Genomic DNA, 12,432 nt, shown 5'->3' with positions numbered 1-12,432 from the left:
AGAATCGGCTGATGAGCACGCAGGGATGGCTGGTGGACCGGCAGGCACGGCTGCGGGCCTTCGACCGCCGCCGCCCGTGGGTCATGGACACCTTGGTGGCCGTACCGATCGTGCTCTTCAGCATTCCAGACCTGATCGAGAAGCCCTTGTCGGCGACGATCGCAACGCTGGTCCTGCTGCCGGCGCTGTACTGGCGGCGGCGGTACCCGTTTCCCGCGTTCCTGGTCACCGCGGCCATCGAAACAGTCCAAGCATTGCTGGACGTCGGTGTCGGCGCCGGAGTGATCCTGCTCGTGATGCTCTTCGGGGTGGCCTCCCGCGGTTCAGGGCGGGCGCTGGCTTGGGCGTCCGGGATCACCCTCGGGCTACTGACAGCCCAGATCTACCTTTTCGGACCGGCCACCGAGAACCGCACCCTCACGTTGTTCCTCGCCCTCGGCCTGACGGTGGCTGCGACCGCGTCCGGTGTAGCGGTGCGCACCCGCCGGGCGTACCTCGTCGCTCTGGAGGACCGCGCCGCCCGCCTGGAGGTCGAACGGGACCAGCGGGCCCGCCTCGCCGTCGCCGACGAGCGGGCCCGGGTGGCGCGCGAGATGCACGACATCGTCGGCCACCACGTGTCAGTGATCGTGGGCCTGGCCGACGGTGGCGCCGCCCTCGCGACATCGCGGGGGGAGCAGACCGCCGAGCCGCTCCGGCTGATCGGGGACACCGGCCGGCAGGCGCTGTCCGAGTTGCGCCGCCTGCTGGGCGTACTGCGCGAGGAAGACGCCGACCCTCATCTGAGTCCTCAGCCCGGCATCGACGACCTCGACCGGCTGCTGCCCAGCGTACGGGCCGCCGGGCTGCCGGTCACCTACTCCACCTCCGGCGAGCTGCACACCCTCGGCAAGGGCGTGCAGCTCGCGGTCTACCGCATCGTTCAGGAAGCGCTCACCAATACCCTGAAACATGCGGGGCGCAGCGCGTCCGCGACGGTCACTCTCACCGCTCGCGATGGAGAGGTACGGGTACGCGTTCGCGACAACGGCCGTGGCGCACCGGCCGCACCGAGCCACGGCCTGCTCGGCATGCGCGAACGCGCCGCCATGTACGGCGGTGTGGTGACCGCCGGCCCGGCCGGGAACGGCTGGCTCGTCGACGTCGTCCTCAAGGAGCCCTCGTGACCACCGTCCTGATCGCCGACGACCAGCCGCTGCAGCGCATGGGCTTCAAGATGCTGCTCGAGGGCACCCCCGGCATGACCGTGGTGGGCGAGGCCGCCACCGGCGCCGAGGCGGTGCGGATGGTCGAACAGGCCCGGCCCGATGTGGTGCTGATGGACGTGCGCATGCCCGGCATGGACGGCATCGAGGCCACCCGCCGCATCACCGCGGCCGGCTCCCGCAGCCACGTGCTGATCCTGACCACATTCGACCTGGACGAATACGTCTACGCCGGGCTACGAGCCGGGGCTAGCGGCTTCCTGCTCAAGGACGCCCGCCCCGAGGAACTGCTCGCCGGCATCCGAGCCGTCGCCAGCGGAGACTCGGTGGTGGCGCCCAGCCTGACCCGCAAGCTGATGGACGCCTACCTGCAAGACGCGGCACCGACAGCCGGCACCGATCCCCGGCTGGCCACGCTGAGCGAGCGTGAGCGGGAGGTCCTCGAGGCGATCGGGCAGGGCGCCACCAACACCGAGATCGCCGAACGCTTGAGCCTCACCGAGTCAACGGTGAAGAAGCACGTCGGACGCGTCCTGGCCAAGATCGGCGCACGGGACCGGATCCAGGCCGTCATCTTCGCGTACGACAACGGCCTGGTCCAACCACGCACCTGAGCATCCGGCGGGCGGCCGTCAGCCGGGCTCGGCCGCGCAGGCGAGATCGCGACCTGGCCGGGCTGTGACAAAGGCCGCAGCTCTCTTCGACGGTGTGGCTCTCCGGATGACTGCCGTCGGTGATCTGCCGATGTCGTCTGCCCGGGGTGACGCGGCAGTGCCGTAGCGGTGTTCCAACGTCGTGATGCGTGGTCGTGCGGGAGTCGGATGTCGTGTGCGGCGACGGCGGTTGCCCATTCATATATATATCGACTACTCTCGATTTATGGATGATTTTCCGACACCGACTGCGCCCGCTCTTGAAGTCGACCCAGTCGCGGCCGGTGAATTCGTGCGCTATCGCTCCGTCCAAGATGACAGCGGTCGGTGGGCGGGATTTCCGTTCCGTGCTGGTGACATTGTCATCAGCACATGTCCGAAGAGCGGTACCACCTGGATGCAGATGATCTGTGCCCTGCTGGTGCTGCGTACTCCACAGTTGCCGGTGCCGCTGGCGCAACTCTCGCCTTGGCTGGACTGGTTGCTGGAGCCACGTGAGGAGGTGCTCGCCCGGCTCGCCGCCCAGTCGCACCGACGGATCATCAAGACCCACACCCCACTCGACGGCATTCCACTCGATGATCAGGCGACCTATGTGGTGGTCGCGCGTCACCCGCTGGACGCGGCGGTGTCCCGTCATCATCAGAGCGACAATCTGGACCGACGCCGGATCCGGCAGTTGACCGGCCAACCTGAGCCGGCCGGGTCACCTGCTCCCACGCCACCCTCACGGGAATGGCTCCTCGCCTGGATCGATCGCGACGGCCATCCGCGGGAGCAACCGAACTCCCTTCCCGGCGTGATGTGGCACCTGTCCGACGCCTGGGCGCGTCGGGACAGTCGCAACGTGGTGCTGGTGCACTACGACGATCTCCAGTCCGATCTGGAGGGAGAGATGCGCAGGCTGGCCGCACGGCTGGATATCGACGTACCTGAGCAGGAATGGCCGAAACTGGTCGAGGCGGCTTCCTTCGACCGGATGCGGCGGCGGGCCGACGTGCTGGCACCGGACGCGGTCAACGTTCTCATCGACCGGGCGGCGTTCTTCCGGCGCGGACGCTCCGGCGAAGGTCGGCGACTGCTCACCCCGGACGAGGTCGAGCGCTACCACCGGCGCGCGGCGCGACTCGCGCCGCCGGATCTGCTCGACTGGCTGCACCGGCCACTCACCACCTGATTCCGGGCACGCTACGTCGGACCCGTCACGCGGCGACCTTCTCGACTTCCGCCGCTACCACCGGCCGCCGCAGTGCGGGTGTGAGGACGACGGTCACCAGGAGGGACACGACCGCCATGACAGCCATGGCGGTACCGACCGGTACGAACTGCGCGACCAGACCGGCGATCGTCGCGCCCACCGCCTGCATGGTCAGCAGGCCGGAGGTGTGCAACCCGAGCGCCTGCCCCCGTGCGTCATCCGGGGTCAGTGCGATGAGAAGGTCCTGCAACAGCAGCCCCGCGCTGAACCCCACAGCGGCCACCGCCAGGACCAGCGCCGCCGCCGGGACGGGAAGAGGAAGTACGAAGAGAAGGATCGGGGCCGCGAGGAGCACTCGTAGCGGGGTGACGAGGCGGGGCCGCCACCGCCGGGGCACGAACCGACCCACGATGGTGTCGCCGGCCAGCATACCCAGCGCCGTGGCCATGAACAGCGCGCCGGCCGACGTCGGTGCGTACGGCACGAACAGCGCCTCGCAGCCCACGATGAGTCCGTTGGGGACCCAGAGCGCGAGGTATATGTGACGGCGGGCGGGCAGGGACCAGAGCCGGCGATTGACCCGCCAGGTCTCGCGGACCGACGGCCGACCGGCGGCGCGGGGCGGGCGGGCGGTGAGGCCGAAGCGCAGGACGGTCGCTCCGACGAGGTAGAGGCCGGCACTGACCAGCAACGCCTGCCGGGGCGACAGGACCGCCACGAGGATGCCGCCGAGGGCATAGCCGCTGATCTGCATGGCCCCGATCAGCATGTTGAACACGGAACGGGCGAGGATGTAGCCGCCGTCCGGCACGATCTCTCCCAGCAGGCCCCAGCGCACCCCGCCGGTCACCGAGTTGACCAGGCCCAGACTGAAGATGATCAGCAACATTCCCCAGATCGGCATACCCGGGACGGCCAGGCTGAGCGTTGCCGCCCCGAAGATCAGAGCGATCGTGACCAGCGCGGCCCGTGGCGGCAGCCGGTCCGCCGCGGAGAGCAGGGTGGTGGCACCAAGGACCTGGGCGAAGGAGGAGCCGAACAGAGCCAGGGCGGCCAGTAGCGGCGAGCCGGTCGCCGCGTAGACCAGCGTGCTGAGCGCGAGCCCGCTGACGGTCGTCGCCGCGATCTGCACGGCGCCGGCGGCGAAGAGCGATCGGAACTCCAGGAGCCTGAACAGCTCACCATACGTACGCATGCCGGCAGTCTCGATGCCGTGAGCGCGGGGAGCTAAAGTTTCGCATGGGGGCGAAACGTGGGCGTGTGGCAAATCGGTACCGACACCTTGGCACAGAGCCGGTTCACGGTGTCCGCCCTGGCCGAGACCATCGCGAGTCTCCATGTCCTACGTGGGCGTGGAGCGGCGCCTGGCCGGCCCGCCCACACCCCCGCTCAGACCGCCGCGTACCGGGCACGGCTTGCCGCCGACCCGGTGGTGACCCTGTTCGTCAAGACCGTGTTGCAACCGAACTGGATGCCGGACTTCATCAGCCCGCCGCCACACCCGCAGGATCGGACCTTCAACGAGGAGCTTCGACGGGTTCGTCAGACGCCGGCCGCGGTTGCCCTCGCCGAGTTGACGACCGCGTTCGGCGGCCCGGTTCCCGCCGGGCTGGCTGTGCCGGATCTGCCGGACCGGGTTGCTGACCTGCTGCACTGGGTGTGGAGCCATACCGTCCGGCCGGACTGGCTGAACCGTCGGCGGATCTTCGAGGCCGATATCGTGTCCCGGACACAGCAGATCAGCACCGGCGGGTGGGCCGCCGCGCTGAGCGGCATGCGGCCCGGGATGCGCTGGCTGGGGGACGGGCGGCTACAGATCAACACGTACGAGTACCCGCCTCGTGATCTCGCCGGCGTGCAGTTGCTGTTCATCCCGAGCACGGCCCGGCGTGGCTGGGTGGCCTGGGAGCAACCGCACCGGTACGCGGTGGTGTACCCCTGCTCCGGCGTGCTCGCGGAAGCTGAACACGCCGGCGTGCCGTACGCACTCCGGGCGCTCCTCGGCCCGGTCCGGGCCGAGGTGCTCAGCCAGTTGGACACGCCGAAGAGCACGACCCAGCTTGTCGCCCTCGGAGGGTACGGGCTGGGCACGGTGGGCCGCCATCTCAAGATCCTGCTCGACGCGCGCCTCATCCGGCGGCGCCGCTCCGGGCGATCGGTCCTCTACTACCGGACACCCGCCGGCGACCATCTGGTCCGTGCCCAGACCGAGACCGAACCGCCCCTGCCTGACCGCTGACCGGCAGAAATGGCAGACCGGCGCTACTGGCCGTCTTCGGCGAAGACGGCCAGCGTCTGGCGTACCGCCTGCTCGAACATTGCCGGGTCGCCCTGGAAGACGCCGGACGGGCGAGGGTGATTGACGACGACATCCGTGAAACCCAACTCGTGGCAGCGCCCCACCAGGTCGATGAATCGTTCGACCGATGCGTACGGATCCGGCACCAACCTGCTCACGTTGACCAGTTTGCCGATGTTGTCGGGATCTCGCCCGGCCTGCTCACACGCGTCGGTGAGCTGCTCGATCTGGCGCGTGAGCACACCCCAACCGTCCGCCTCCGACCTTGCTCCCGGCCGGGCGGCATCCCCGATCGTCACCCATGTCTCGGCGAACCGGGCGGCCAGCCGGAATCCCCGCGGACCACTGGCCGCGAGCGCGAACGGGACCCGCGGACGTTGCACGCAGCCGGGCACCATGTCCGCCTCCACCGCCTCGTAGCACGCACCGTGGAAGGTGGTGCGCGGATTTCGCAGAAGCAGGTCGGTGAGCGTCACGAACTCCTCGAACCGATCGCTTCGGCGTACGCCGGCGACCGATCCCATCACCCGTGCGTCCGTACCGTCCGTCGCTCCGGCTCCGATGCCCAGTACGAGCCGCCCGCCGGAGATCTCGTCCAGGGTCATCACCTGCTTCGCGGTCGGCACGGGGTGACGGATGTTCGGAGAGGCGACGAGGGTACCCAGCCTGATTCGCTCCGTCACGGCCGCGATCGCGGTCAACGTGGTCAGGGAGTCGTACCAGGGCTTTCCCCGCAGGGATCGCCACGAGAAGTGGTCGAAGGTCCAGGCGTGGTGCAGGCCCCACTCCTCGACCGAGCACCAGGCCCGCCGTGTGTACGGCCAGTTGTGCTCCGGGAGCACGACGACGCCGATGCGGACGGTGGGCCGGTTCGAGGTCGAAGCGGTGGTGCCGGGGCGGCCGGTCACCGCAGCCGGCCCGTTCGGCCGTCACCGCCGGCCGGCCGGGGCGGGAGGGCCTGGCCGGTGGTGGGCTGGCCCGCCATGAACGCGTCGAGGTCGAGCAGGCGGCCGCCGCGTACCCCCGGTGCCTCCCACCGCAGATCGACCCGCGCCGGGCGCTGCGCATCATGGAAGTACACAGCTTCCAGGCCACCGTCGGAGGCGACCACCAGCATCGGGTTGGCGACGAGGAAGTCACGCACCGGCGGACTGTCCCGGCGTACGTGCAGCCATAGGCGCTTGCCCGCGAAGTGGTTGCGGGGGAGGGTGACTTCGGGGTGCAACTTGCGCTTGAACTGGAATATGCCCTTGCTGAGAAACGGTTCGCAGCCGGAGAGGTCGACGTGGGCGAGCCCGCGGTCGGCTGCCCACTGCAGAATCATGACGTAGATGGCCATGTAGGTGCCGGAGCGGTAGGGCTCCTCGGCGCCATCGCGCACCCCGGCCAGCCGGACGACCAGCACGTCCCCCTCCTGCCGGCAGAGCATGCCGGCCACGCGCTCCCCCTCCTCTCGCAAGAAGAACAGCACTCCACCGCGGAATAGGCACTGGTGCGCGGTCGCCCGGGACACCGTCCGGGTCGCGGACGCGTGCCGGCTCCGCATGGTCGGCACGTGCATGCCGTCGTAGAAGAGGTCGAAGTCCTTGTCCAGGGTCGCCACCTCGAGGCTGCGGGAGCGCGATCGTAGTTCTCGCACGTGCTGTTGGCGAGCCTTGCGGGAAACCCGTCGCAGTACCTGCGTCGCACCCTCGTCAAGTGGCACGACCAGCGTGATCCGTAGCGGCAGGGTCAGGCTGCGCGGCACCGGATCGGGCGGCACCCGACCGGGGAGACAGCCCGCGGCGAGGATGTCCGCCGCCGGCGCGGCCCGACCGGCGAAGATGTCCGCCCAGGAGGTGGTGTGGCGCCGGCGCTGCCCGGTCGGTCCACGCCGTTGTTCCAGGAACGGAAGGACGTGGCTGAGCCCCTCGGCCAGTCCCGCGTAGGCGAGCGTCGGCCCGCCGGCGGCCGGTGCCGACTCGGTCACCCGCGGGCGACGGTTATGTAGCGCGTCGAACATGTGGTGTGCGGTCACGACCCATGGCCGGTCGCTGTTCTGCCATCCGTACCTCAAACGACGTGCGTTCACCGAACCCCCAAAACCGGGTCGCCCCGTGCGGCTCAGACTTACCAAGGCGGCCCCGCCGTTCTCAGACCGGCGCCGCGAACAGACACGCGAGTCTGGCACCGGACCGTACCGTGATCGCGCCGGGCTCGGTTGCCCGGTCGAAACGGACCAGGCAGCCGGTGGCGGCGCCACCGATGCTGAACGGGCTCAGTACCGAGTTGGCGGACACGGTCTCCGTCTCGCCGGACCCGTCGAGCATGACCCGTACCGGATGGCGGACCACCGGGACGATCTCCTGCACCACGTAGTACTCCGACCGGACGGCGGATTCGACCAACTCCGCCCACTGCCTGGGGCTGATGCGGGTGCCGAAGTGAACCTCTTCGGAGGAGAAGCCCGAGGCGCCCTTGAGAACGAACAGTTCCTGCCGCTCGACGACCAGCCGTGGCAGGTCATACCGTTTCCCTCGCCACTCGGTCCGCCGGTCACCCATCAGCCTGCTCCACGGCACGACCCGCCGGACCAGAGCGCGTTCCTCGGCGGACATCCAAGGTAGTCCTTCGGAGAGCAGGGCGAGTACCTTCTTGGAGTCGACCAGCCGGGTGGTCTGTGACGGAAACATCCGCAGACCCGACCGCAGCGCCGTGACCAGTGCGGACAGGTCCCAGCCCGAGGCCTGGGCCTCGTTCTCGCAGACGTGGACCAGACCGAGCAGGCGCGCGAGCGCCGCGGGTGGTCCCATGACGTCGGGCAGTTGGTCGAGCCGAGCGAACCGGGTCGGCACGCCGTGTGCCCGCAGTCGTTCGACCTGGTGATCGAAGAAGCGGTTGCTCACGCTCGGGTCCTCGAGACTGCCGACGAGCAGTGCCGACGGATCGATCCCCAGTTCCGCGCAGATGCCTGTGATCAAACGGGCGTAGAGCGCGAACGGATCGGGGCTGGACAGCTCGGGCCCGCCGGCCTCGGCACTGAGCCGTTGCCAGGCGCGACGATGGATGTCGAACTGCACCATCCCCCCGAAGCTGGCACCGACGTTGAACTCGACGAACCGGGGGCCCTCCTCGGCGATCAGCACGTCCGCGCGCGCCATTTCAGCGCAGTACCGCATCTCGTACGCCTCGTCGTCGGTCGCACGTGGGTGCAGTCGCGGGTCCAGCCCGAGCGCGGCCATCCGTCCGTGCGAATCGGACGCCAGGTTGATCACGGTACGACGTTGGAGGTCGAGCAGCCGGGTGGTTGCGTCGAGCAGGTACCGGTACGACTTGCGCGGCACCACGACAGGCGACACGGCGACCGGATAGCCACCCATGGAGACACCCCGCATGTCCGCCACGATCGTCTCGGCCGCCCTGGCCGCGTCGAATCTCCGGTCCGGGTCCGCATGGCTGCCGAACCACGAACGGGCCACGGTCGAGGTCATGCGGACGTGCTCGCGAGATGCCGGCTGAACCGCAGATGGTGCTGCGTGAGGTCGGCCTCCACCCGCGGCGGCGGGTTGGCCGTGTCCCGCTCGGCGAGTTCACAGTGCACGAACGTGGGGGAGGCGCACCTCGCGACCTCGCTGCGCAGCAGATCCTTGAGTTTCCCCAGGTCGTCGACGTGCCAGACGTCGCTGTATCCGGCGGCCTCGGCGAGCGCGGTGAAGTTGATACGCCGCGACGGAACGCTTTGCCCTCCGGTGGACTCGTACAGACCGTCGTCGAGGACGAGATGGAGAATCGGTAGATGGGCGGATGCGCCGGCGGTGAGGAGACAGCCGGGATTCATGGTCAGCGCCCCATCACCGTCGACGACGACGACGCGTCGGCCCGACGACATCGCGATACCGGTGCCGATGGAGGCCGCGAGTCCCATGCTGCCGGTCATGTAGAAGTGGTTCGGCCGGTCGGCGACGTTCCTGGCGATACGGCAGGAGTACCCGGTAGTGAAGATGATCGGCTCGACGGACGTGGCCTCGATCACCGCTCGGACGGCATCTGTCTTGTTCACGCCTGCCACCCGAACAGCGACGGGGGAACGAGCAGTGCCGCCGGTCGTCGCCGTTCGACGACAAGGTCGCGGGCCCAGTCAGCCTGTGCCCCGAGGCTGTCTGCCCGAAGGTGGACCGCTGGAATCCCCGCTCCGTTGAGCAACGGTTCGGTCAGTCGGCCCATCACGAGGTTCTCCGTCGTGAAGTCCGGCGGCACGCCGCGCATGCTGACGATGAGCAACATCGGAATCTGATACGGGACGACGAGCGACGCGATGGCGTTCACCGACTGGCCGAGGCCGGAGTTCTGCATCAGGACCACCGGGCTCTTCCCGGTCATCGCGGCACCGGCGGCGACACCGACCGCGTTGTCCTCACGGGGGACGGTCCATAGATCCGCGGCGGTTCCGAGCTGGTCGTACAGAGGCGCCAGGATGCCGCAGGGAGTGCCGAAGAACGGTGCGAAGTCGCGTTCCAACAGCGCGCCGGACAGCGTCGACGCGCAGTTGCGGACTGCCATGGGCTCTCCTAACTGAGGTAGTCCTCGGCTCCGCCGGTGCGGACGGTGTCGAGAGTGAAGCAGTGGAAGCCGCCGCCGAACAGCCGGCGGTGCCTGTGCCGCAACGGCACGACCGTGAACCTGTTCTCCTCCAGGACCTGGATGAGGGTCTTGCAGGCGTCGTTGACCAGCACGGTGTTCTCGTCGATCGACAGGAGGTTCAGATCGATGTACGGGCTGGCGGGGATCGGGTCGTCGTTGTCGTACTGTGGGTAGTCGCTCACGTCGGGAACGGGCGAGACGATCACATCCCAGCGGCGGAGCTGCTCGGGCAGGAATTCCATCACCTTTTCGGACCTGACGAGCAGCGTACCCGGCCGTAGGGGGATCACCACGCTGTCGATGTGGCTCTGGGTCAGCTTGTGCATGCGGTGGACGCGAAACCGTCCGTCCAGGTGCCGTTCCAGCCAGTCGCACGCGAGCGCGTGGTTGGCGTTGGAGATGTTGACGATCAGGTCGCGGCCGAGCCGGAGACAGTTCGCGCCATCGATCATGATTTCCGGGCCGACATCGTACGGTGACGCTTGCGGGTCCAACGGCACTTCGATGTTGGGAGCCGCGTTGTCGATGTTCCGCGGGTCGAACGAGGCGTCGGTCATCATCGGCCGAGGCATCGTCGTCCACCGGGCACCCTGCGTGAAGTACTCCATGAAGATCGGCTTGAGGAAGTGGGTCTCGAAGTACCGGGCGCGTAGGGTCGGCGGCGTCTCGATGATCTCGTCGCCGAGGATCAGGGTGTTGTCCCGTACGTTCAGCGGGGGCGTGATCGGTGCCGACCAGGCGGGCGTCGCCACGTCTTTCGGTCGCGGATCGAGCGACATCGGCCTGAGGACCTTGATGGACAAAGACTCGAGGACCTCTGCCATACCCTCGATGTCCTCGATCAGCTCGTCGAGGAAGCGCTTCTTCAGCGCCAGCCGGTGCGGCTCGTTCCGCTTGGCACGGGACGAGCCGTCGTACCAGTCCGTGATGCTCGCGTAGTATCCCCTGGCGCCGGTGAGATTGTCGCTGATGAACATGTCGAACGACAGGTCGTGGATGCGTTCGACGTAGTTCACCGCCGAGCCGAGGATGACCTCCTTGAGCGGCGAGAAGTCGTCGTAGCTGTTCAGACGCATGACTTGGGGCCTTCCCCTCATGGTGCGGGCGACAGGAGTCAGAGCGCGGTGGCTGCGAGCACCACGTTCATGAGCGAGTCGTCGTCGGTGCCGACCTCGTGCATGTCCCGGAGGGGCACCTCGTCGAAGTCCCCGACCGAATAGCAGCCGGAGCCGTGTACGACGATGTCGTTCTCGGGCACGAGGTCCCGGTCGATGGCGTTCAGGATTCCGGTCATCGCCATGACAAGCGACCATTCACGGAGCAGGGTGGGGTTGGCGGGGACCAGCACGCCGGCCTCACCCAGCAGCGACCGCACCTGGCCGTACCGCGCCAGGCATTCCGCGAGTGACACGACCACGCCGCCGCCGCCCTGGTTGTGGATCAACGCGTTCATCTGCGGCGAGGTGACCGGCGCCCTGGTGTAGAAGGTCGGGTCCAGCGTCTCGTGCGGGTCGAGGGTCACGGCGGGAAAGTGCGGGCTCTCCCGCTGGACGTAGTGGCCGGACTCCGGCTCGTAGGAGTAGTCCGGCACGTTCCTCGTGTCGAACTCACCGTTGTGATACAGGCTGAGCACCATGTCCGGGGCGCCGAGGTGCTGCACGAGGAAGTACCGCGAAGGCAGCCCGGCCCCGCCGAACCGCTTCCGGCCGTACGCGTGTCCGAGCAGCCCGTACGCGCTGGACACGGCGTGCACGTGCAGCCGTGGTTCGTTCGCCCCGGGGGTGAAGAATTCGGACTCCGCCAGCGCCCGGACCACGTCGGCGGCGAGGTAGTTCTCCAGTTGCAATGTGTACCAGAGGTTGGTTTTGGCAGTCTTCGCCAGTAGGCCCGCGTGCTTGTCCATCATGTTGCGTGCGATGGACTTTACGGTTCCCGCGACGTCACCGTGGTACACGGCGATCGGGTTGCGCTCCCGCAGGTACGGGTCGGCGAGCAGTTCCGATGCGCGAATCTTGTGCACCGAGCCGGCCGGTACCACGACCGCCACGTTGAGCTGATCGGCAGTGACAAGCCCGGCGTTGATAGCCCGCAACACGGCGTCACGCATGGCGACCGCCTTGTTGGCCGAGGACGGCGTCACGATCGTGACCCGCTCGCCGGTGCTCTGGATGTACCGGACCGCGCGGCCGACGATGACCAGCGAGGCGAACGTCTTGGTTGTCATCGTTCCGGAATTGCGGGTGAGGTCCAGAAGTGCGAGAGTCTTGCCGCGATACTTCCCCATTGAGCTGTGCCTCAGTTCGGAGGCCGAAAGATAGTCGCGGATCGCGGGCGTGAGCTCGGGCAGTTCGGTGCCCGGGGTGAATTCAGTCGATCCCGGCTTCCCCTGTAGTGCCCGCAGGGCTTCTTGAACCTGTGGGTAGTAGTGTGCGAGGGCGTTTTCGAGAAGCATGTAGT

General features: G+C 68.2%; 12 protein-coding genes. 4 read left to right on the top strand and 8 right to left on the bottom strand.

Going from position 1 to position 12,432, the window contains the following annotated elements; genetic code table 11:
- Positions 1 to 11 precede the first annotated feature (11 nt).
- From AB0I42_RS17910 to AB0I42_RS17900, 3 genes are all read left to right on the top strand, one after another.
- Positions 12 to 1,166, top strand: a complete 1,155-nt coding sequence (locus tag AB0I42_RS17910) for a histidine kinase (RefSeq protein ID WP_357538636.1) — start codon at positions 12 to 14, stop codon at positions 1,164 to 1,166.
- Complete coding sequence (locus tag AB0I42_RS17905) at positions 1,163 to 1,819, top strand: response regulator transcription factor (protein ID WP_357520146.1); 657 nt, start codon at positions 1,163 to 1,165, stop codon at positions 1,817 to 1,819. The genes AB0I42_RS17910 and AB0I42_RS17905 overlap by 4 nt, the downstream gene beginning before the upstream one ends.
- Positions 1,820 to 2,084: 265 nt before the next feature.
- Positions 2,085 to 3,035, top strand: coding sequence for a sulfotransferase domain-containing protein (locus AB0I42_RS17900; RefSeq protein WP_357538635.1), 951 nt, complete (start codon positions 2,085 to 2,087; stop codon positions 3,033 to 3,035).
- A 25-nt stretch (positions 3,036 to 3,060) separates the two neighbouring features.
- On the opposite strand, the gene AB0I42_RS17895 is transcribed toward AB0I42_RS17900, so the two are convergent.
- Positions 3,061 to 4,251 (bottom strand): MFS transporter, encoded by a 1,191-nt coding sequence (locus tag AB0I42_RS17895; protein ID WP_357538634.1) that lies wholly within the window; start codon positions 4,249 to 4,251, stop codon positions 3,061 to 3,063.
- 108 nt (positions 4,252 to 4,359) lie between these two features.
- On the opposite strand from AB0I42_RS17895, the gene AB0I42_RS17890 reads away from it, so the two are divergent.
- Positions 4,360 to 5,295: a transcriptional regulator gene (locus AB0I42_RS17890; RefSeq protein ID WP_357538633.1), complete on the top strand. Its 936-nt coding sequence runs from the start codon at positions 4,360 to 4,362 to the stop codon at positions 5,293 to 5,295.
- Positions 5,296 to 5,318: 23 nt separating this feature from the next.
- Here AB0I42_RS17890 and AB0I42_RS17885 read toward each other — a convergent pair whose 3' ends face one another.
- The 7 genes from AB0I42_RS17885 to AB0I42_RS17855 form a co-directional block, all read right to left on the bottom strand.
- On the bottom strand, positions 5,319 to 6,197 hold the full coding sequence (locus AB0I42_RS17885) for an LLM class flavin-dependent oxidoreductase (protein ID WP_357538661.1): 879 nt from the start codon (positions 6,195 to 6,197) through the stop codon (positions 5,319 to 5,321).
- A gap of 62 nt (positions 6,198 to 6,259) precedes the next feature.
- Positions 6,260 to 7,372 carry a GNAT family N-acetyltransferase gene (locus AB0I42_RS17880; RefSeq protein ID WP_357538632.1) on the bottom strand — a complete coding sequence of 371 codons (1,113 nt, stop codon included), beginning with the start codon at positions 7,370 to 7,372 and terminating at the stop codon, positions 6,260 to 6,262.
- A gap of 115 nt (positions 7,373 to 7,487) precedes the next feature.
- Positions 7,488 to 8,825, bottom strand: a complete 1,338-nt coding sequence (locus AB0I42_RS17875) for a hypothetical protein (RefSeq protein ID WP_357538631.1) — start codon at positions 8,823 to 8,825, stop codon at positions 7,488 to 7,490.
- On the bottom strand, positions 8,822 to 9,367 hold the full coding sequence (locus AB0I42_RS17870; protein ID WP_357538630.1) for a thiamine pyrophosphate-dependent enzyme: 546 nt from the start codon (positions 9,365 to 9,367) through the stop codon (positions 8,822 to 8,824). The genes AB0I42_RS17875 and AB0I42_RS17870 overlap by 4 nt, the downstream gene beginning before the upstream one ends.
- 23 nt (positions 9,368 to 9,390) lie before the next feature.
- Positions 9,391 to 9,894, bottom strand: coding sequence for a thiamine pyrophosphate-binding protein (locus AB0I42_RS17865; RefSeq protein ID WP_357538629.1), 504 nt, complete (start codon positions 9,892 to 9,894; stop codon positions 9,391 to 9,393).
- An 8-nt stretch (positions 9,895 to 9,902) separates the two neighbouring features.
- The gene (locus AB0I42_RS17860) at positions 9,903 to 11,051 is read right to left on the bottom strand and encodes a glycine amidinotransferase (RefSeq protein WP_357538628.1); all 1,149 of its coding nucleotides are present in this window, start codon (positions 11,049 to 11,051) and stop codon (positions 9,903 to 9,905) included.
- A 38-nt stretch (positions 11,052 to 11,089) separates the two neighbouring features.
- Positions 11,090 to 12,427, bottom strand: coding sequence for a DUF6002 family protein (locus tag AB0I42_RS17855; RefSeq protein WP_357538627.1), 1,338 nt, complete (start codon positions 12,425 to 12,427; stop codon positions 11,090 to 11,092).
- Between the last annotated feature and the right edge of the window lie 5 nt (positions 12,428 to 12,432).

The organism is Polymorphospora sp. NPDC050346 (assembly GCF_040655695.1).
GTDB lineage: Bacteria > Actinomycetota > Actinomycetes > Mycobacteriales > Micromonosporaceae > Polymorphospora > Polymorphospora lycopeni.
This window is presented reverse-complemented; position numbering and strand designations above follow the sequence as displayed.

What these genes read in the sequence shown, in the direction of transcription:
- AB0I42_RS17910 (WP_357538636.1), top strand. Translation starts at nt 12, where the DNA reads ATGAGCACGCAGGGATGGCTGGTGGACCGGCAGGCACGGCTGCGGGCC.
- AB0I42_RS17900 (WP_357538635.1), top strand. Translation starts at nt 2,085, where the DNA reads ATGGATGATTTTCCGACACCGACTGCGCCCGCTCTTGAAGTCGACCCA.
- AB0I42_RS17895 (WP_357538634.1), bottom strand. Translation starts at nt 4,251, where the DNA reads ATGCGTACGTATGGTGAGCTGTTCAGGCTCCTGGAGTTCCGATCGCTC.
- AB0I42_RS17875 (WP_357538631.1), bottom strand. Translation starts at nt 8,825, where the DNA reads ATGACCTCGACCGTGGCCCGTTCGTGGTTCGGCAGCCATGCGGACCCG.
- AB0I42_RS17865 (WP_357538629.1), bottom strand. Translation starts at nt 9,894, where the DNA reads ATGGCAGTCCGCAACTGCGCGTCGACGCTGTCCGGCGCGCTGTTGGAA.
- AB0I42_RS17860 (WP_357538628.1), bottom strand. Translation starts at nt 11,051, where the DNA reads ATGCGTCTGAACAGCTACGACGACTTCTCGCCGCTCAAGGAGGTCATC.
- AB0I42_RS17855 (WP_357538627.1), bottom strand. Translation starts at nt 12,427, where the DNA reads ATGCTTCTCGAAAACGCCCTCGCACACTACTACCCACAGGTTCAAGAA.